General features: G+C 41.6%; 18 protein-coding genes and 1 other RNA gene. 3 read left to right on the top strand and 16 right to left on the bottom strand.

All coding sequences use genetic code 11. The features are described from left to right. Positions 1-9 precede the first annotated feature (9 nt). Positions 10-1,122 carry a tRNA 2-thiouridine(34) synthase MnmA gene (gene mnmA / locus ERX29_RS00225; RefSeq protein ID WP_133442667.1) on the bottom strand — a complete coding sequence of 371 codons (1,113 nt, stop codon included), beginning with the start codon at positions 1,120-1,122 and terminating at the stop codon, positions 10-12. Then, complete coding sequence (locus ERX29_RS00220; RefSeq protein WP_133442666.1) at positions 1,115-2,269, bottom strand: cysteine desulfurase family protein; 1,155 nt, start codon at positions 2,267-2,269, stop codon at positions 1,115-1,117. Before ERX29_RS00220 ends, mnmA begins: the two co-directional genes overlap by 8 nt. A 133-nt stretch (positions 2,270-2,402) precedes the next feature. Between ERX29_RS00220 and ERX29_RS00215 the strand changes: the two genes are divergently transcribed. Further along, on the top strand, positions 2,403-3,056 hold the full coding sequence (locus ERX29_RS00215; RefSeq protein WP_133442665.1) for a nuclease-related domain-containing protein: 654 nt from the start codon (positions 2,403-2,405) through the stop codon (positions 3,054-3,056). Positions 3,057-3,124: 68 nt separating this feature from the next. Here the strand turns inward: ERX29_RS00215 and ERX29_RS00210 are convergent, their stop codons facing one another. After that, positions 3,125-3,304, bottom strand: a complete 180-nt coding sequence (locus ERX29_RS00210) for a hypothetical protein (RefSeq protein WP_133442664.1) — start codon at positions 3,302-3,304, stop codon at positions 3,125-3,127. Between the two features lie 293 nt (positions 3,305-3,597). Between ERX29_RS00210 and ERX29_RS00205 the strand changes: the two genes are divergently transcribed. Then, entirely contained in the window at positions 3,598-4,593 is a 996-nt protein-coding gene (locus ERX29_RS00205) for an LLM class flavin-dependent oxidoreductase (RefSeq protein ID WP_133442663.1), read from the top strand. Between the two features lie 24 nt (positions 4,594-4,617). On the opposite strand, the gene ERX29_RS00200 is transcribed toward ERX29_RS00205, so the two are convergent. Together ERX29_RS00200 and cymR are read right to left on the bottom strand one after the other, a co-directional pair. Continuing rightward, the gene (locus ERX29_RS00200) at positions 4,618-5,262 is read right to left on the bottom strand and encodes a YdeI/OmpD-associated family protein (protein ID WP_133442662.1); all 645 of its coding nucleotides are present in this window, start codon (positions 5,260-5,262) and stop codon (positions 4,618-4,620) included. Between the two features lie 8 nt (positions 5,263-5,270). Then, positions 5,271-5,690 (bottom strand): cysteine metabolism transcriptional regulator CymR, encoded by a 420-nt coding sequence (gene cymR, locus ERX29_RS00195; protein ID WP_133442661.1) that lies wholly within the window; start codon positions 5,688-5,690, stop codon positions 5,271-5,273. 83 nt (positions 5,691-5,773) lie between these two features. Here cymR and ERX29_RS00190 point away from each other — a divergent pair, with 83 nt between their 5' ends. Continuing rightward, positions 5,774-7,042: a replication-associated recombination protein A gene (locus ERX29_RS00190; protein ID WP_133442660.1), complete on the top strand. Its 1,269-nt coding sequence runs from the start codon at positions 5,774-5,776 to the stop codon at positions 7,040-7,042. A 19-nt stretch (positions 7,043-7,061) separates the two neighbouring features. Here the strand turns inward: ERX29_RS00190 and ERX29_RS00185 are convergent, their stop codons facing one another. The 11 genes from ERX29_RS00185 to recJ all read right to left on the bottom strand — a co-directional run bounded on the left by ERX29_RS00185 (position 7,062) and on the right by recJ (position 19,935). Further along, positions 7,062-8,057 carry an ABC transporter permease subunit gene (locus ERX29_RS00185; RefSeq protein WP_165981009.1) on the bottom strand — a complete coding sequence of 332 codons (996 nt, stop codon included), beginning with the start codon at positions 8,055-8,057 and terminating at the stop codon, positions 7,062-7,064. Further along, positions 8,050-8,979, bottom strand: coding sequence for an ABC transporter ATP-binding protein (locus ERX29_RS00180; RefSeq protein WP_133442658.1), 930 nt, complete (start codon positions 8,977-8,979; stop codon positions 8,050-8,052). The genes ERX29_RS00185 and ERX29_RS00180 overlap by 8 nt, the downstream gene beginning before the upstream one ends. 140 nt (positions 8,980-9,119) lie before the next feature. Continuing rightward, positions 9,120-9,887 (bottom strand): tRNA threonylcarbamoyladenosine dehydratase, encoded by a 768-nt coding sequence (locus ERX29_RS00175; protein WP_133442657.1) that lies wholly within the window; start codon positions 9,885-9,887, stop codon positions 9,120-9,122. Between the two features lie 92 nt (positions 9,888-9,979). Next, positions 9,980-10,167, bottom strand: a non-coding RNA gene (gene ssrS, locus ERX29_RS00170) — 6S RNA. 45 nt (positions 10,168-10,212) lie between these two features. Further along, entirely contained in the window at positions 10,213-11,982 is a 1,770-nt protein-coding gene (gene aspS, locus ERX29_RS00165) for an aspartate--tRNA ligase (RefSeq protein WP_133442656.1), read from the bottom strand. Further along, on the bottom strand, positions 11,982-13,244 hold the full coding sequence (gene hisS / locus ERX29_RS00160) for a histidine--tRNA ligase (RefSeq protein WP_133442655.1): 1,263 nt from the start codon (positions 13,242-13,244) through the stop codon (positions 11,982-11,984). Before hisS ends, aspS begins: the two co-directional genes overlap by 1 nt. Before the next feature lie 298 nt (positions 13,245-13,542). After that, positions 13,543-14,400: an N-acetylmuramoyl-L-alanine amidase family protein gene (locus ERX29_RS00155; RefSeq protein WP_133442654.1), complete on the bottom strand. Its 858-nt coding sequence runs from the start codon at positions 14,398-14,400 to the stop codon at positions 13,543-13,545. Next, complete coding sequence (gene dtd, locus ERX29_RS00150) at positions 14,397-14,849, bottom strand: D-aminoacyl-tRNA deacylase (RefSeq protein ID WP_133442653.1); 453 nt, start codon at positions 14,847-14,849, stop codon at positions 14,397-14,399. The genes ERX29_RS00155 and dtd overlap by 4 nt, the downstream gene beginning before the upstream one ends. 8 nt (positions 14,850-14,857) lie before the next feature. Beyond that, positions 14,858-17,050, bottom strand: a complete 2,193-nt coding sequence (locus tag ERX29_RS00145) for a RelA/SpoT family protein (protein ID WP_133442652.1) — start codon at positions 17,048-17,050, stop codon at positions 14,858-14,860. 95 nt (positions 17,051-17,145) lie between these two features. Next, positions 17,146-17,667 carry an adenine phosphoribosyltransferase gene (locus ERX29_RS00140; protein WP_133442651.1) on the bottom strand — a complete coding sequence of 174 codons (522 nt, stop codon included), beginning with the start codon at positions 17,665-17,667 and terminating at the stop codon, positions 17,146-17,148. A 12-nt stretch (positions 17,668-17,679) separates the two neighbouring features. After that, entirely contained in the window at positions 17,680-19,935 is a 2,256-nt protein-coding gene (gene recJ / locus ERX29_RS00135) for a single-stranded-DNA-specific exonuclease RecJ (protein WP_133442650.1), read from the bottom strand. Positions 19,936-19,971 lie beyond the last annotated feature (36 nt).

The following is a 19,971-nucleotide window of genomic DNA, read 5'->3' as shown; positions in this document are numbered from 1 at the left end:
TATGTCTTCTTAGACGACATATGTCAGTTGATGTGCGTGTTTATATACATCGTCAATCGTCGCTCCTCCAAGACAGACTTCGTCCTGGTAGAATACAACTGCTTGTCCGGGAGTAATCGCACGCACAGGTTCTTTGAAGGTAACTTTCAACTGAGTGTCTGATATTTTTTCGACAGTCACTTCAGTATCCTGCTGACGATATCTGAACTTTGCAGTACATTCAAGCGGCGCAGAAAAATCCATTTCACTGATAAAACTGAAATCAGAAGCAATCAAGTAGTCACTGTAAAGCGTATCATGATGGAAGCCCTGCTCTACGTATAGCGTATTGTCGTTCAGATTTTTCCCGACAACGAACCATGGATCGCCGTCGCCACCAATGCCAAGACCATGACGCTGACCAATTGTATAATACATCAGACCAGCATGCTCTCCCATGTCGACGCCATCAAGTGTCGTCATACGACCGTTTTTAGCGGGCAAGTACTGGCTGAGGAATTCCTTGAAGTTTCTTTCCCCGATAAAGCAGATACCGGTTGAGTCTTTTTTCTTAGCAGTTGCTAAATGATATTTCTCGGCGATTGCACGTACTTCCGGCTTTTCTAAATGACCGAGCGGGAACATGACATGCTGAAGCTGTGCTTGAGACAACTGATTCAGAAAATAGGTCTGGTCTTTGTTCCGATCTTTACCGCGCAGCATTTCAACGTGACCATCTTCATGCCGTCTTACTTGAGCATAATGTCCAGTCGCAACATAGTCAGCCCCTAAGTTCAGTGCATGTTCCAGGAATGCTTTGAATTTGATTTCTTTATTGCACATCACATCAGGATTCGGTGTACGGCCTTTTTTATATTCATCGAGGAAGTAAGTGAACACCTTATCCCAGTACTCCTGTTCGAAGTTCACTGCGTAATAAGGTATTCCAATCTGATTGCATACGGCAATGACATCTTCGTAATCTTCTGTCGCTGTACAGACTCCGTTTTCATCAGTGTCATCCCAATTTTTCATGAAGATGCCGATGACGTCATAACCCTGCTCTTTCAGCAGCAGTGCTGTGACTGAGCTGTCTACACCGCCGGACATGCCGACGACAACTCGTGTTTTACTATTATCCATTTAATCCGCTTCTTTCTTTATTCAATTCGTATATTTTAAGCAGCTGGTCTGCGATATAATCAAGCTGGTCTTCAGTCATGTCGTGGCTGAAACTGAACCGAATGGAGCGTTTGGTCCGTGGATTTTCACCGAACATAGCAGACAGGACATGAGATGGCTCAATAGAACCAGCTGTGCAGGCGGAACCACTTGATACATAGACACCTGCCATATCAAGCAGCGTCAGCATTATTTCTACATCGCTGAACGGGAAATACAGATTCGTAATATGCGAAAGCTGCATATTCTTATCACCGTTCATTTCAAATGGGATATCACGCTGCTGAAGACTATGCAAAAAATATTCCTTCAGCTGCATCAGTCTGATGTTATGTACATCAAGGTGTTCAGATGCCTCTTTTAAAGCAGCTGCCATTCCTTTGATCAGTGGAACGTTTTCAGTTCCAGCACGGCGTTTCATCTCCTGTGAACCACCAAGCTGAGAAAATTCGATTGACGTTCCATCTTTAATATATAATAGTCCGATTCCTTTAGGTCCGAAGAACTTATGAGCTGTTAAGCTAAGCAGATCGACCTTCAGCTCTTTGACATCAATTGGCAGATGACCGACTGTCTGGACTGCGTCGACATGAAAGATAGCCTGATGGCGTGCTAATAATTCTCCTATTTCATCGACCGGTTGAATGGTGCCGACTTCATTATTGCCGAACATCACTGATACGAGAATGGTGTCCGGTCTCAGTGCATGTTTTAAATCAGTTATATCGATGACTCCACCTGCCCCAACCGGCAGATAAGTCACTTCAAATCCGTGTTTTTCAAGATATTGAAAGACATGCAGCACAGAGTGGTGTTCAATCGACGTTGTAATAAGATGACGGCCAAGATGCTGGTTTTTGTATACAGCTCCTTTAATCGCTGTATTATTCGATTCAGTAGCACCACTTGTGAACAGAATCTCTTTAGGCAGCGCATTTAAAAGCCCGGCAATTTCACGACGTGACTGATCAATAATCTGGCGCGCCTGTCGCCCTGTCTGATGGATTGATGACGGATTACCATAACTATGATGATAGACATCCATCATCTCTTCAATCACTTGAGGAGAAACAGGAGTTGTCGCTGAATAATCTGCATACACTTGCATCTGGAACACCCTTTCCGTATTTTTCAATACTCTATAATAGCACCGATTAAAACAAATAGCCAGTCAATGAAACTTAACAATTTTTATAAAGTATTTTTCGATTTCAGCGATGTTATAAGTAGGAGGTGTTCGAGTGACGAGGACAATGATCAACTTAGAAGTACTGAATAAGAGATGTATTTTAGACGATGCCGACAAGAAGCTGCTTGATAAGGAAAGAAACGGCTGGAATGGTGAACGGCTCGTCGGAGAAGTGCTGCAGGAGACGCTTGACGGCCGGTGGTTCATGAGCAATATACTGCTTGAGCATGACCAGAATTACATCCAGCTGGATCATGTCATTATTACCCGCCAGTGTGTCATCATATTAGAGGTAAAACACCACCGTCACGATTATGAAATCCGTTCCGGAAAATGGTATTTTCAAAACGGCAGAGAAGCCAGTAATCCATTAAATCAGCTGGACCGAGCTAAAAGTATACTCGCTCACTGGTTTCAACGACGAAAGATTTACTTACAGGTTCATGGTTACATCGTATGGACAGGTGACGGCCATATTTTCGGCCTGCAGCCCGGCGTCCCTATCATTAAATTGACCAAACTAGCAAGAATAGTCAACGAGTTGCAGATCAGCGAAATGATATTTCCTCAATTACACGAAGTTCTTCTAACAGAACAACTGAAAACCAATCCATTCTATCTTCATCGTGCAGCGGGTCAGCTCAAAAATGGCTTCAACTGTCCGGCATGTTATCACTTAAGCCTGAACGGCAAAAGCAGCAGATGAAATGTGAAGACTGCCTGACTACTTTTTCAATCAGTGAAGTTATCTACACTAATATAATTTATTACTGTTCAATTCATGACGCCCAAGAATTCAGTATCCGCTGCCTCGCGGAATTTTTCGGTGACTATTTTACAGTCAGGACACTTCAGCTCTATATTAAGAGCTATGTAGAGAATCATCGACTTATCAAAATCAACCGCACCACCTACCGGCTGACGGAAACGATTGACATAATGATTAAGAATCACTTATTAAAGAATTATTAACGGCTGTGTTCGTTTGGCGGGTCTCCCGCGAATATTTCTGTCATTACTTTCGTTTGGCGGGCCTCCTGCGAATATTTCTGTCACTACTTTCGTTTGGCGGGCCTCCTGCGAATATTTCTGTCACTACTTTCGTTTGGCAGGCCTCCTGCGAATATCCACACGGCTATTTTCGCTGGAGCATCCTTCGGTTAATCCAGTCGTCAGGCAAATTCATTTCTCTTAATAATTCCAAATGATAAACTAGCCCATATAATAAACAGAAAGAAGGCTATTTAATGAATGAAACAAAAATTCCAGTGTCTGTACTGGATCTTGCTATATTAAGACAGGGCGAGACAAATCAGCAGGCGATTCAGAATGTAGTCACTCTTGCTCAAACAGTAGAAAAGCTTGGTTACAACCGCTTCTGGATTGCTGAACATCACAATACGCCGAATTTAGCGAGTTCAGCGACTGTCGTACTGATCAATCATGTTCTTGCACATACTCAAACGATTCAAGTCGGTGCAGGCGGCATTATGCTGCCGAATCATACGCCGCTTATAATTGCTGAGCAGTTCGGCACGCTTGAAACCATCTATCCAAATCGTCTGAACTTAGGACTCGGTCGGGCACCGGGTACGGATATGATGACTGCCAGCGCACTCCGACGAAATCAGCACGAATCTGTCTATACTTTCCCTGATGATGTCAAAGCATTGCTCGACTATTTCGGTCCTGCAAACACGCAAGGCTACGTCAAGGCTTACCCTGGTGTTGATACAAATGTACCGTTATATATTCTTGGGTCATCAACCGACTCTGCTCATCTTGCTGCTCGTCTCGGTCTTCCTTATGTCTTTGCCGCACACTTTGCACCGGAGCAGATGAAAGAAGCAATCGCCATTTATAGAAATCTATTTGTACCGTCACAGTACCTGGAAAAACCATATGTAATGGTCGGCATGAACGTCATTGCCGCAGAAACTGATGAAGAAGCGGAATTTCTTGCTACGAGCACTCATATGATGTTTTTAAGCATCGTCAGAAATTCAAGACAGCCTTTGCAGCCACCGACAAATAATATGGATGCCATATGGAGCCCGCAGGAAAAAATGATGGCTACTTCGCGAACAGCAGCGTCTCTTATCGGCTCTAAGGAAACTATTGAGAAACAACTTTCTGACTTCCAGGCGAAATTCCAAGTTGATGAAATTATAGCTGTATCTTATATTTATGACCTTGACAAACAGCGACGCAGCTATGAATTATTAAAAGAAGTGACTTCATGAAAATAAGCCGCTCATTCGAGCTGCTTATTTTTTACTCCGATATAGATCTTTTGATTTATATCCTTCACCTAAAATCATTTTCATTTCTTCTATGCGCTTCACTCTTGTCTTTTCCTGTTTAGCGCTATAAATAAATCTTGCCCAGTCCCGTTGGTATCCCGGTGTCAAACTGTTAAAAAATTTAAGCAGCGTTATATCAGCGCTCAGCAATTGTTGGATATCTTCTACAAGATGCGCGTAATCTCCGACATATTGACTTGGAGATGTTGATTTCACTCTTTTTGGCTGATTCTTCATTCCGACCACTGTGAATACATCATCCATTGACACCATGCGTGAAAATTTAAGATGACTGTCTTTTACATAGCCTTCTTCATCAACATTAAGTTCCGGAAAAATATGATCTCTATGGATAAATGACTTATACTTATTATTATTTTTCTTTGAGTAGGCGATGAACAGATAGCCATTATCATTCACGCTGCTTTCTTTAATTACTTTGGCCACCGCTAATTTCATTTCGTCCATCGATTCTACAAAAATAAATATGGCATCGTGTACACCAGATATAGCGTCTGCTGACTGATTAAAAATGTGATAACCTTCTGGCTGATTGACGACCAGGAGCTTTTGATACTTATTTAAATTTAATTTTTCAATGATTGTCATAGCCTCACCTATATATAGAACATATATCCTTCGATAATATCTTCTTCCTTATAGTTCATCAGATCTTCAAGAGATGTCTCATCAAGTACCTGCTTCACCGCGTCACGAATTTTGATCCAGAGCTGCTTTTGTGCAGGCGGCTCGTCTTCTATTCCCTCTACTGGTGTAATCGGCCCTTCTAACAGACGAATGATATCTCCCGCTGTAATTTCATTCGGAGCTTTCATCAGCTGGTATCCTCCCTTGGCACCGCGAATACTTCGGATGAGGCCGGCATTTCTTAATGGACCGACAAGCTGCTCCAGATAAAGATCACTCAATTCATTTTCTTCTGCAATGGTTTTCAATGAGACAGTACCCTGTCCATATCGTTTGGCTAAACTGATCATTAAAGTGAGACCGTAACGGCCTTTAGTTGATATTTTCATACAGACGGCTCCTTTTTATTAAATCAATTTTATCACATATAACAGGAGAATAAGGTAAACTTTAATAAAAAAGGAGGAGAATAATGGAACCTTTAGCTTATAGAATGCGTCCAAAATCTATCGATGAAGTCATTGGTCAGCACCATCTGGTCGGGCCCGGCGGAATCATCAGAAGAATGGTAGATGCCAGGCGATTGTCCTCAATGATACTTTACGGACCACCAGGCACAGGAAAGACGAGCATTGCGCGTGCGATCGCAGGTTCAACATCTGCCAAGTTCCGTCAGTTAAATGCTGTCACTGATTCGAAAAAAGATATGCAGCTGGTAGCTGAAGAAGCAAAGATGTCAGGCCAAGTGATTCTGCTGCTTGATGAAATCCATAGACTCGATAAAGCGAAGCAGGACTTTCTGCTGCCTCATCTTGAGAACGGGCGCATAGTGTTAATCGGTGCTACGACGTCAAATCCATACCACGCAATCAATCCAGCCATTCGGTCGCGGACTCAGATTTTCGAACTGCAGCCATTGTCTGAAGATGATATCCGGACAGCTCTTACCCGTGCATTGACCGATAAAGAAAACGGCTTCGGCAATCAATCGGTAACTGTGGAAGACAGCGCGATGGACCATTTCGTCCAGGCAGCAGGTGGAGATGTCAGAGCTAGCCTGAATGCGCTGGAACTTGCGATACTTTCGTCGACTGAACAAGACGGTTCCCTTATAATCACTCGGCAGGATGCTGAAGATTGTCTGCAGAAATCCTCCTTTAACTTTGATAAAGACGGCGATATGCACTATGACATTATGAGTGCCTTTCAGAAATCTATTAGAGGAAGTGATGTCGATGCTGCACTTCATTACCTTGCCCGGTTGATCAACGGTGGCGATCTACCGACCATAGCACGACGGCTGCTCGTCATCAGCTTTGAAGATATTGGTCTCGCGTCACCGCAAGCCGCATCACGGACACTAACTGCAATTGAAGCAGCAGAACGTCTCGGATTTCCGGAAGCGCGAATCCCATTGTCTCAAGCTGTCATTGAACTGTGCTTGAGTCCAAAGTCTAACTCTGCTATAACATCCATTGACAGTGCTCTTGCTGATATTAGAAAAGGAAAAATCGGTGACATCCCAAAACATTTAAAAGACGGTCATTACCAAGGCGCAAAAGAGCTGGGTAACAGTATTGGCTACCAGTATCCACATGATGACCCGTCCGGTTATGTCAGTCAGCAGTATTTGCCGGATAATCTGAAAAATAAAAAGTATTACCAGCCTAAAAATACGAGTAAATCTGAAGCACAGTTCAAACAGATTTATGAAACTATCAGCAGACAAAAAAAGAAGTGACAAATTTGTCACTTCTTTTTTAGTCCGCTACGTCACGCTTCTTAAAGACTATATAGCCGATGCCGAGCGTAATAATTAGAGCAATGATATTGTATACAAGGCTAAACCAGTAAGTCATATCATCAATCGGTGGTGCACCTAAATAATCCATATACTGATTGAGTGACCAGTTCGCAGGCCAGATGAATTTCACAAGGTCTGTCTTACCTGCAATAAAGCTGGTAATCAGACCGCTGAAAAACAGCAGACCAATCGTTACACCGAGCGAAATCGCAGTATTTTTAAATAATACTGATAATACATATGCAATAGTCGCAAAAATAATGACGTAAAGCAAATCATTCAGAAAAATCTGGAAAAAGTATGGCCAGAAATTTTCCATATGATATTTTCCTTCCATCATATTCAGCACGGCATGTTTAGAAGATGGATTCATCTTTCCAGTCAAAAGCCCCACTAGACCACTGATTAAGTAAGTGAACACTGTAAATGTCAACGCAATCAATAGTGATGTCAGCCATTTAGAGAAGAAAATTTTTGCACGTGATGCCGGTCTGATCAACAACAGTTTAATCGTCCCCTGCTGATGTTCACGGCTCATCATACTGCTCACAATAACGGTGACCATAATAATGACAAAATTGATAATGTTCGTCGTGCTCAACAGATTATCAAAAACATTGTTGATGGCAGGCGGTTTAACATTTTTATCGAGATAAAACTGCAGACGAGGAATTTCCTGCTGCAATGCAGCGATTTTAGAGAAATCCTCCTGGCTAAACTTATTTTCGTCTTTCTTGTCTAATGTCTCAAGATCTGCCGACATCTTTTTGATGTCTGCACTTACTTCTTGTTTCCAGTCATCTGAATATTCTTTTTTCATATCGACACCGGAACCAAAGGTTATGATAAAGAAGGTCATCAGTAAGAATAATCCTACGATCATCCCGAGCATGATATAAGTGCTTAAACGATTGAAATATTTGATCCATTCATTATGTATTAATTTAAGCAATGCCTTCACCTCCATCATCAGTCAGTTCCAGGAAGCGTTCCTCAAGCGACTGCTTCGATTTAATCACACTGTAAATGTCAATATCCCGTTTAACCAGATCTCTTACAATTCCTGGAACTTTGTTAGGCGGACAGGAGATAGTAAGCATGCTGTCCTTTAGATCAAAACTGATCTGTTGTTCATTAAAGTACTTCACTGCCGCATCAACAGGATAAATATCAAATTGATGAATTGCTTCGTCTTTATCAGTGGTTGAAGTCTTCACATCTTCTACACGAATCATTCTGCCGTTTTTGATAATGCCGAAACGGTCACACATCAATTCCATCTCAGCCAGCAGGTGGCTTGAGACAATGACAGACATCCCTTCTTCTTTAGCGAGCCTTCTAATATAATCCCGTATTTCACGTATTCCAGCCGGATCAAGGCCGTTGGTCGGTTCGTCAAGTATGAGTACTTCAGGCTTATGAAGCAGTGCCTGAGCAAGACCTAAACGCTGACGCATACCAAGTGAATATTTCTTCACTTTGTCTTTAATCCGATTTTCAAGACCTACAAGCTTGACCACACGATTGATGTCTTCAGTGGTGATTCCCTGCTGCATCCGTGCGTACTGCTTTAAATTCTCGAGTCCTGATAAAAACGGATAAAGTTCCGGGTTTTCGACGATGGCACCGATTTTCTTCATTGCTTCTGCCCGTTCGGTTGCAACGTTCATTCCGAGCACTCTGATGTCCCCACTTGTTGGAGTCGTTAAACCTACTATCATGCGGATGGTCGTTGTCTTACCTGCACCGTTCGGTCCTAGAAATCCGAAGACTTCTCCTTTTTTAACCTGAAAACCGAGTCCGTTGATGATTTGACGCTTGCCAATCGTTTTCTTTAAATCGTTGACTTCAAGACTGTAAAGTTGCTCATCCATCATTCGCTCCCCTTTCAATTGTCGTTCTTCTTAATCATAACGTTGTTTATTGGAAATTAAAGATAAATCAAGTAATTTTAAGGTAAATTTAAGAAAAAAAAGAGACTTCATTTTGAAGTCTAATTGAAATCATCATACTACTATCCTTTATCTTTCACGCGTCTCACTGGAATATCTTTTAAGATGTCATTGACCACATAGCTTGCGCAGATCAGACCGACGACGCTTGGAACAAAGGCATTGGAGGAAGGAGGCATCTGTGCCTTCCGGATTGCAGCGTCAGGATTACCGACATAATTCTTAACATCTTCGCGGATAACTATCGGACTTTCATCTGAAAATACGACTGGTATTCCTTTTCTAATGCCTTCCTTTTTCAATCTAGTCCGTATCACTTTAGCCATTGGATCCGTGTGAGTCTTAGAAATGTCTTCTATTTTAAAACGCGTCGGATCTGTCTTGTTTGCTGCACCCATGCTGGAGATGATCTTAATGCCGCGTTCAAGGCATTCCTTCATCAAATGTATTTTGTAGACAATGGTATCAGAGGCATCGACAATATAATCGATATCATGGGCAAACAATTCTTCATATGTTTCCTCAGTATAAAACATATGCATCGGCGTCACTTTACATTCAGGATTGATCAATTTAATCCGTTCTTCCATAAGAGTCACTTTCGTTTGGCCGATAGTTGTCGTCAATGCATGTAGCTGACGGTTCACATTAGTGATATCGACATCATCCTTGTCAATTAGAATGATATGACCAATATTAGTCCTTGCAAGAGCCTCAGCTGCAAAAGATCCAACACCGCCGACTCCAAGTATTGCAACAGTTTTACTGTTTAACAGCTCCAATCCTTCTTTACCGTAAGCCAGTTCATTTCTGGAAAATTGATGTTTCATCATTTCACACACTTTCACTTATAATAATTAATCCTACCATATCACTTATATTAATGCATAAAAAATACACAGAACCGAAGTTCTGTGTACCGATAACATCCGACTGAGCCGTCATCTTAAAGTTGATTATTTTGGCCTGCTATATACAGGTGGGTGTCCAGTTTCTTATCTTGCACGTCCTAATATCTAGGCATGTGCTCAATATGAAAACCTATCAGACTCCCTAATCAAAAGTGTTAGGTCAAAATAGAAAAACAAATGTCGAACTCTTCAGATATTTATCTTGTAGATTTATAATAACATAATATATTTAAAATGCAACTATTTATGCTTTAGTTGCTTTTAATGCTAAATTTAATTCATCCAGCTGTGCAGTGTCGACAGGTCCAGGTGCATCAGTAACTAAACAAGTGGCTGATGCTGTCTTAGGAAAAGCTATTACGTCTCGTAAATTAGATTTACCCGCAAGCAGCATAACCATCCGGTCTAATCCAAGCGCAATACCGCCGTGTGGTGGAGCACCATATTTAAACGCATCCATCAGGAATCCGAACTGCTCGTATGCTTCTTCTTTACTGAAACCTAACGCTTCAAACATCTGAGCCTGAACGTCCTGATCGTGAATACGAATAGATCCTCCTCCTAGTTCGAAACCGTTTAAGACAATGTCATAAGCATTCGCCTGAACAGCATCTTTATCCGTCAATAACTGATCCATGTGTTCTGCCTTAGGTGCTGTAAACGGGTGATGCGCTGCAAAATAACGGCCTGCTTCTTCGTCGTATTCAAATAACGGCCAGTCCGTGACCCATACGAAGTTGAACTGATCTTCAGCAATCAAGCCAAGCTCTTTCCCTAGCTTATTACGTAAATTAGCAAGTGCAGCATTTACTACGCTTGTTTTATCCGCTACAAACAACACTAAGTCTCCGGCTGCTGCTTCTGTTTCATTTAACAGCTCAGCAGTCACCCCTTCATCGAAGAACTTTGCAATCGGTCCGTTCAGTCCTTCTTCAGTCACTTTAACCCATGCTAAACCTTTTGCGCCATAGACTTTAGCATATTCCTGTAAGGCATCAATATCTTTTCTTGAATATTTCTCTGCTGACTCTTTCACGACAAGTGCCTTAACTGAGCCACCGTTATCGACTGCATCCTTGAAGACTTTAAAGTCCATCATTGAAGCAAGCTCATTTAACGTTTTAAGTTTCATGTCAAAACGTGTATCCGGTTTATCAATACCATAGTCACGCATTGCTTCTTCATATGTCATTCGTGGGAATGGAAGTTTGACGTCAATGCCTTTTACTTCCTTCATAATACGCGCCATCATTCCTTCATTCATGCGGATGACATCTTCCTGATCAACGAAACTCATCTCAATATCTATCTGAGTAAACTCCGGCTGACGGTCAGCACGTAAATCTTCGTCCCGGAAACATTTGACGATCTGATAGTATTTATCAAACCCACCGATCATCAGTAGTTGCTTGAAGATCTGCGGGGATTGCGGCAATGCATAGAACTCACCTTCATGGACACGGGAAGGAACTAAGTAGTCACGTGCGCCTTCGGGAGTTGATTTTGTCAGAACAGGTGTTTCTACTTCATAGAATCCTGATTCATCAAGATAGTTACGAACTGCCCGTGTCACTTGATGACGCACTTTGAAAGTATTTGCTAATGACTCGCGGCGCAGATCAAGGTAGCGATATTTCAAGCGGATTTCTTCAGCAATATCGACCTCTGATTCAATCTGGAAAGGTGGTGTTTCAGACTTATTGATTATCATCACTTCACTGACCTGAACTTCTATCTTACCTGTTTTAATCTTAGGATTAACCGCTGATTCGTCTCTCGCTGTGACTTTCCCTCTAACTTCAATAACATATTCAGAACGCAGTGTTTCAGCAACAGCCAGCGCTTCCGTCGAAAAATCAGGATTGAACACAATTTGAACGATTCCTTCACGATCTCTCAGATCGATGAAAATCAATCCTCCTAAGTCACGTCTTTTCTGTACCCAGCCTTTAAGTACAATCTCCTGCCCTGTATATTCTTCTGTTACTAAACCGCAATATGTTGTCCGTTCCATTAACGTCTCTCCTTAATAAATGTAATAATCTCTTCCCGCGGCAGAACCGTTTCACTGCCTGATTTCATCTCTTTTAATTTAAACTGATTGGAAGCTATTTCCTCTGAGCCGAGCACGACTGTATACAATGCATTTAGTCTGTCAGCCTGTTTAAACTGTCCTTTTACTTTGCGTTTTAAGTAATCCATGTCACAGCTTATACCGGATGTTCTCAAATCAGCAAGCAGCTTCAGACCATGTGTTTCAGTGTCAGGCATGGTGACGACAAACAAATCAATCGGCTCTTCTGCTTCCAGTTCAATGCCTTCTGCCTCCAGTGCTAGTAATAATCTTTCGATACTGAGCGCAAATCCGATACCTGTTTCACTTGGTCCGTCCAGCATTTCAAGAAGACCATTATAGCGCCCGCCACCGCATAGTGTCGTTATCGCACCAAAACCTTCTGTCTCACTCATCATTTCAAAAGCTGTATGTGTATAGTAATCCAGTCCTCTGACAAGACTTGCATCTTCCACATAAGGAATATCTAGAATATCTAAGTTCTTCTTCACTTGTTCGTAATAGTTTTTCGAGTAGTCATTCAGATAATCAGAAATTTTAGGTGCTGTTTTTACGGATGGCTGATCTTTGTCGACCTTGCAGTCGAGAATGCGCATTGGATTCGAGTGCAGACGATTCTGACAGTCCTGACAGAACTCTCCGATGTGAGGCGTAAAGTGTTTTACAAGTGCCTCTTTATATTCGGTACGTGAATCCATATCGCCGATTGAATTAATAACGAGCTTCAGTGATTTTAAGCCGAATGATGTATAAATATGGTAGAGCATGTGCAGCACTTCTGCATCTATCGCTGGGTTCTCTGCTCCTATCGCTTCAACACCGAACTGCACAAACTGACGATAGCGTCCTTTCTGTTTACGTTCGTACCGGAACATCGGACCCGTATAATACAATTTAATCGGCTGATTTGCATCTCCGTGCATTTTGTTCTCAATATAACTGCGTACAACTGCAGCAGTCCCTTCCGGACGAAGCGTCATGCTGCGATCGCTCTTATCTTTGAAAGTGTACATCTCCTTCTGAACGATATCAGTTGAATCACCTACACCTCTTGCAAACAAATCCGTACTTTCAAACATCGGCGTTCTTATTTCCTTATAATTATAGGTAGCAGCGATTTCATTTAATTTCGACTCTACATAGCGCCATGTCGGTGTGTCTTTTGGCAGAATATCCTGTGTCCCTCGTGGTATATTAATCATGTCATTAACCTCCCTGAAAATAAAAAAAGCCCTTATGCGCATTGACGCATAAGGGACGAATAACCGTGTTGCCACCCAAATTGGTACAAAAAGTACCCTCTTTAAAGGACAAGTATCGTTTGTCTGACGGTTCTACTTTAAATAGAACTACCTCACCTGTTGTTCACAGTCATATGTTCCTCATCTAATTTCAGCACTATAGATGTCTCTTTTAAGGAAACACTATTCCTTTGACAGGTTCAAGCGGTTTTAATCTGATATTAAACTTATCTTACTTCTTCACTACGTTAAAGTCAAGCTAATATAGGAAGTAGTTTCTAACACCATCTACAATGGACGTCGTAACTAGCTGACGGTATACTTTGTCGTTCATCATCGTTTCGTCAGTGGGATTACTGATATAACCAAGTTCAACCAGCACGGCAGGAATTTTCGTCTGACGTATCACCTGGAAATTCTCCTGTCTGACACCCCGGTCTGATAACAGCGTTTTTTCCTTTATTGCTAAATGCAATGTATCAGCAAACGGCTTCTGTGATTTGCTGTTATAGTAAACAGTCAGTCCATGGGGTGAGCTTTCTTCAAGAGCATCACTATGAATACTGATAAATGCATCAGCCACCCCTTTACGATCTTTCAGTTTGACGTATTCATCACTGTCCCGCGTCATGACGACATGCGCACCTTCTGCTTTCAGTTTATCCCGCAGCATCAGCGATGTCTTTAACGTCACTTCTTTTTCGAGTGTGCCAGCTTTACTGCTCGCACCTTGATCTGAGCCACCGTGACCTGGATCAATCAATACGGTCTTGCCTTTAAAAGGATTTTTCCGGACAGGTTGATCTTTTGTTATATTAAGATTTGTGTGCCATCCAGCTATCCAGCCCTTCCGTTTATCTTTATCACTGACATAAAACCATTTCCCCTTGCGCTCAATGATGTTAAAGCGATCGCCTTTTTCAACTTTGTAGATAACGGGATAAATGGCCTGCGGGCCTGTTCTAAGTTCAGTGTTTTCAATCATGGATAGCTTTTTTGGAACTCCTGTCGAACCAGTCAGTAAATTAAATAAGATGACTGCGAGCAGAATACCACCCAGTAATGCTATTGCGATATAGAGCAGTCCATTTTTCGTGATTCCAATACGTCTTTTCATTTCAGCTTACCTTCAAAACTCTCAAATATTACTGTCACTGGACCGTCATTGATCAGTTCAATATCCATCATCTCTCCAAAATCACCTGGTTTTACAGTGATTCCTTCCTGTACAAGATAATCATTGAATTTTTCATAATATTCCCGAGCGGTGTCAGGGTTCATAGCACGTGTAAAACTTGGACGATTTCCTTTTTTGACATCAGCATATAAAGTGAACTGAGAAACAGATAATATTTCGCCCTCAGCTTCTTTAATAGAGAGATTCATCTTTTGATTATCATCTTCAAATATTCTGGTCTGTGCTATTTTTCTGGCCATGACCTTCAGATCTTCATCAGTTGTATCGTTGCCGATACCAACGAGAAGTAAAAAACCCGGCCCAATTTCATGATAAACATTCACGCTTTTGACTGATGCGCGTTTTACTCTTTGTAATATAACTTTCATCGTACACCTCAGTTCCAGATTCGGGTCACAGTGTAGATATCACTTAACTGCTTTATTTTTTCTACCACTCTATAAATATCATTTACATTTTTCACCATGATACTGATGCTGATTTTAGCACGCTTATCAATATCAGCACGTCCATTGACCTGTACTAAAGCAATTTTTGTCGAGTTTACAGCCTGCAGAACTTCGTTCAATAGACCATTGCGGTCATATGCTGTAATTTCAAGATCAACTTGATAAGTCTTATTTGAATTTGTGGATTCAACCCATTCCACGTCAATAATCCGTTCGGTCTCATCTTTAATGTTCGGACAATCTGTGCGGTGAACTTTAACGCCATGTCCTTTTGTGATATAGCCTACTATTTCGTCGCCAGGCACTGGATTGCAGCATTTCGACAATCTGATCAGCATATTATCCATGCCTTCAACATAAACCCCTGATTCTGTCTGAATGTCGCGCTTAATATTAAGCGATTTATTGACTTCCTGAACTTGATTCAATGCTTGTTCTTTCAACTTGATTCTTTGCTTTTCAGTTAACTTGGCCACTACGTTGCCTGCTGTCAGTCCGCCAAATCCAACGGCTGCATATATATCATCCATATGTGAGAAGCGGTATTTATCCATGAGTACACTGAAGTTATCGGGTGTCAGTATTTCATCGGGACGGAATCCCTGGTCTTTAATTTCCGCTTCAACAATGAATTTTCCTTTTTCGATATTACTTGAGCGGTCCTGTTTCTTAAAAAAACTGCGGATCTTACTTTTCGCGCTTGATGATTTAACGATTTTCAGCCAGTCTCTGCTTGGACCATATGAATGTTGAGAAGTACGTATCTCGATAATATCACCTGTATGCAGCTGATAATCAATTGGTACAATTTTACCATTCACCTTCGCACCGATCATTTTATTGCCGACTTCGCTGTGAACCGCATATGCGAAATCAATCGGCACTGCACCGAGAGGCAGCTCAAACACGTCACTCTGCGGCGTAAAGACATATACTTTGTCACTTTGTAAATCATATTTAAGAGACTCCATGAATGCCTCGGCATCCATAGACGTAGAATCTGTCTCTTCAATCTCTTTAATCCAGTTCATATTGCTTAAATTCTTCGCTTCGTCAGGATTGACGATTGTCTTTCCTTCTTTATATGCCCAGTGAGCAGCGACGCCGTGTTCAGCAATTTCATGCATCTCTCTTGTACGAATTTGAATTTCTAAAGGGTCGCCATTTGGACCGACGACTGTTGTATGTAATGACTGATACATGTTAGGCTTCGGCATCGCAATGTAATCTTTGAATCTGCCCGGCATCGGTTTCCATAATGTATGTACCAGACCTAAAACAGCATAACAATCTTTAATAGAGCCTACAATCACTCGGATAGCTAATAAGTCGAAAATCTGATCGAACTGCTTTTTCTGTTTGACCATTTTACGGTAAATACTGTAGATGTGTTTCGGTCTGCCGGAAATATCTCCTTCAATACCAGTAATTTTCATCTCATGAGCGATATTTTCAATGGCATTATCGATATACGCTTCACGTTCACTGCGCTTTTTTTTCATCAGATGAACAATACGGAAATACTGGATGCTATCAATATACCGCAGCGAAATGTCTTCAAGTTCCCACTTGATAGTATTAATACCAAGTCTGTGAGCAAGCGGCGCGTAAATTTCCAGCGTCTCTTTGGCAATTCTTACCTGCTTTTCATGAGGCATCGCTTTTAAAGTACGCATATTATGTAATCTGTCAGCCAGTTTGACTAAGATGACCCGAACGTCTTTAGCGATGGCAATGAACAATTTACGGTGATTTTCCGCCTGCTGCTCAGCTTTTGAACGGTATTTGACTTTTTCAAGCTTGGTCACACCATCGACAATCGCTGCTACTTCCTCGTTGAACATCTTTTTTAAGTCTTCATATGTATAAGGTGTATCTTCAACGACATCATGGAGAAAGCCAGCAATAATCGTCGGTCCATCCAGTCTCATTTCAGCAAGTATTCCTGCGACCTGGATGGGATGCATGATATAAGGTAATCCATTTTTACGAAACTGACCGTCGTGGGCTTCTTCTGCAAGCTTGTAACTCTTTACCACAAGCTGATAATCTTCGTCTGTTAAATATGCCTTTGTCATTGCCAGGACATCATCGACAGTATACGGATATTCATTATTCATGCCATCACCTCACTTGTTTAATAATGTTAATATCATACTATATATTAAATGATAAATAAACAGATGAAAAAAAGAATAAAGCAGCTGATGCCGCATTATTCTTCATCATATGATACAAGAGAAAGCACTTCATAGCCTTCCAGCTTTTCCATACCGTTTAAATATTTCAAGTCAATGATAAATGCGATACCCGCAACAATTCCGCCTAATTGTTCTACCAGTTTAACTGTCGCTTCAATCGTACCGCCTGTTGCAAGCAAGTCATCAGTAATCAATACACGCTGACCCTGCTTAATCGCGTCTTTATGCATCGTCAGAACGTTGGAGCCATATTCCAGGTCATACTCAAAGCGAACGACCTCACGTGGTAATTTCCCTTCTTTTCTGACAGGAGCGAAACCGATACCGAGTGCATAGCTTACAGGACATCCGATTATAAATCCACGAGCTTCTGGTCCGACAACAATATCAATATGCTTTTCCTGAGCAAATCTGACGATCTGATCAGTTGCATATTTATAAGCTTCTCCGTTGTCCATAATTGTTGTAATGTCTTTAAAGCTGACGCCTGCTTTCGGCCAGTCTTTGACTTCTGAAATATACTGTTTTAAATCCATAATGTCCTCCTGCTATTCCATTTTATCCAAGATAAGATGTTTTATACTGTCAAATGAAGAAAACAGCAGCTGCTGTTCTATCTTCAGCTGTTTTTCTCTCTGCTGGTAACTAAGTGCTGATGGAATCTCTACTTTACCGGTTGTTAAATCCAGCTGATATGCTTCTCCGTCTTTTCTGACGACACCAAGTTCCGTAAGTACGGACAGCATGAATAGAAGAACATTTGGAGAAACATTGAGTCTGTCAGTCAGTGTCATTCCATGCTGCGTTGGAACAATCGTACGATTGACCATCAGTTTATAGAGCGTTCTGAATTTTTCAAGACTCGGCATGCCCTCAAAGTAAACCTGCTTTGATTCATGGAAAATCACATAGATCTGCTTTGCTGTTGCAGAACGCATCGTCTCAAAGAAGGATTCAAGATCATCAGGTAAATCTCTAAGTACAATTTTATCATGCCCGGATATATTTTCTCCATAAAAATAATAATTCCCGCCATTTTTTTTGCGGCTCTGGTTGATTAGGTAGATGACAGGCTCGTCCTTCAGGAACGAAAAAGAGTGATGATGCTGATTTCGGAAATCAACGAAACGTACTTGATCAGTTTTCATATCCTCCATTAACATTTGCAATGAGACATGACCGTTCCATTCATTTAACTGAAGTTTTCCACATACATCAACCGTTGTCCCTTCAGGAAAATCTCTGACAAGTTCGCCCGCAGACCACTTCAGAACATTCAGTTTCTGATCAAGAATGAGTTTTAAATGATTAGCATGCTGTCCGATGGCTTTTATCTGTGTAATGGTTGATCCTTTAACACTGAAGACGGGCTGGGGATTTCCAGTGCCAAATGGTCTCAGAAGTTCAAGCTGGTGAACATAATCTACGGTCAGCTCGTCTAACGTAACTGCAGCATCAATATGCAGTACCGGCTGGAGGTCATGGCTTGATAAATACTGATCCATACGGTCATTCATTCTGCTCTCAAGCTCTTCTAGATTTTCAAGTGGCAACGTTAGTCCTGCTGCCATATGATGTCCACCGAACCTGCTTAAAAGTTCTATTTCTTCATCCAGATAATCGTACATAGAGATTTGCGGGATGCTTCTTGCAGACCCTTTAGCATATTGCTCCGTTCGATTGATATTTAGAACGATTACCGGAAGATAATAGCGTTCCACTAATTTAGAAGCTACAATTCCAAGGACACCTTCGTTCCAGTTTTCGCCTGTAATGAAGAGAAAATTAAAGCCCCTTGAAATTTTATCTTCAGCAACGAGCACAGCCTGATTCACTATATCTTCGACGATACTTTTGCGTTCATTATTAACATCGTTTACTTGCTCTGCGAGAAAAACAGCGGACTCCATATCCTGCTCCATCAATAATTCGGCAGCCGGTCTTGCGTCATCCAGTCTCCCGACTGCATTCAATCGCGGTCCAATCATAAATCCAATCGTTTCTTCAGTAATGACGCCTGAATGACCTGCCTGCTGCAGCAGTGCTTTAACACCGACCGGCTGATACTGGTTCAGTTCACGCAGACCCAGTTTAACCAATGTTCTGTTCTCGTCAGTTAATGGCACGAGATCGCTCACTGTTCCAATCGCAGTAAATCCGAGCAATTCAGGAAGTTCCTTGCCGAGCAGCGCTGTCGTAAGTTTATAGGAGACTCCTGCGCCTGCCAGGTATGGACATGGATAATTTCCAGCTGGATGAGCTGGATGAATAATAGCATATGCTTCAGGAAGCTCGTCGCCCATTTCATGATGATCTGTAATGATGACATCAACACCTAATTCTTTCACTGCTTTTACTTCATCATGTCCTTTAATACCATTGTCGACAGTGATAATTAATCCGACCCCTTCATCGGCAGCCGCTCTAAATGCTGCTTCATTAGGCCCATAGCCTTCAGTGAAACGATTAGGAATATAGAAATCAGCCATCGCCCCCAGCTGTTCAAGCGCATACATCATAATAGTGACACTTGTCACACCATCGGCATCGTAGTCACCATAGACTAGAATAGGTTCATCATCAGCAATCGCCTGATGAATCCTAGCCACTGCTTTATCCATATCATGCATAAGCATTGGATCATGAACTTGCTGAATAGATAATAAATCAGCAACCTGGTCACGTTCTGTCAGACCTCTTGCTGCCAGTACTTTTTGAATAAGCGGAGAAATTTTGAATTCTTTAATTAAGGATGGTTCCAGGTCAGCTGTCTGTCCTGTAATCCATTGTTTATTAACAGTCATGTTCATCCTCCTGACCGTTTCATTATACATGAGCTG

This window comes from Macrococcus lamae (assembly GCF_004359545.1).
GTDB classification, from domain to species: domain Bacteria; phylum Bacillota; class Bacilli; order Staphylococcales; family Staphylococcaceae; genus Macrococcus; species Macrococcus lamae.
Note: the sequence above shows the minus strand (reverse complement) of the source record. Positions and strands in the feature narration are given on the sequence as shown.

Bases quoted from the DNA above. Each gene is read 5' to 3' on its own strand.
- ERX29_RS00200 (WP_133442662.1), bottom strand. From the start codon at position 5,262: ATGACAATCATTGAAAAATTAAATTTAAATAAGTATCAAAAGCTCCTG.
- ERX29_RS00190 (WP_133442660.1), top strand. From the start codon at position 5,774: ATGGAACCTTTAGCTTATAGAATGCGTCCAAAATCTATCGATGAAGTC.
- cymR (WP_133442661.1), bottom strand. From the start codon at position 5,690: ATGAAAATATCAACTAAAGGCCGTTACGGTCTCACTTTAATGATCAGT.
- dtd (WP_133442653.1), bottom strand. From the start codon at position 14,849: ATGAAAGTTATATTACAAAGAGTAAAACGCGCATCAGTCAAAAGCGTG.
- ERX29_RS00155 (WP_133442654.1), bottom strand. From the start codon at position 14,400: ATGAAAAGACGTATTGGAATCACGAAAAATGGACTGCTCTATATCGCA.
- ERX29_RS00140 (WP_133442651.1), bottom strand. From the start codon at position 17,667: ATGGATTTAAAACAGTATATTTCAGAAGTCAAAGACTGGCCGAAAGCA.
- recJ (WP_133442650.1), bottom strand. From the start codon at position 19,935: ATGACTGTTAATAAACAATGGATTACAGGACAGACAGCTGACCTGGAA.
- aspS (WP_133442656.1), bottom strand. From the start codon at position 11,982: ATGGAACGGACAACATATTGCGGTTTAGTAACAGAAGAATATACAGGG.
- hisS (WP_133442655.1), bottom strand. From the start codon at position 13,244: ATGATTAATATACCACGAGGGACACAGGATATTCTGCCAAAAGACACA.
- ERX29_RS00205 (WP_133442663.1), top strand. From the start codon at position 3,598: ATGAATGAAACAAAAATTCCAGTGTCTGTACTGGATCTTGCTATATTA.
- mnmA (WP_133442667.1), bottom strand. From the start codon at position 1,122: ATGGATAATAGTAAAACACGAGTTGTCGTCGGCATGTCCGGCGGTGTA.
- ERX29_RS00145 (WP_133442652.1), bottom strand. From the start codon at position 17,050: ATGAATAATGAATATCCGTATACTGTCGATGATGTCCTGGCAATGACA.
- ERX29_RS00175 (WP_133442657.1), bottom strand. From the start codon at position 9,887: ATGAAACATCAATTTTCCAGAAATGAACTGGCTTACGGTAAAGAAGGA.
- ERX29_RS00220 (WP_133442666.1), bottom strand. From the start codon at position 2,269: ATGCAAGTGTATGCAGATTATTCAGCGACAACTCCTGTTTCTCCTCAA.
- ERX29_RS00180 (WP_133442658.1), bottom strand. From the start codon at position 8,979: ATGGATGAGCAACTTTACAGTCTTGAAGTCAACGATTTAAAGAAAACG.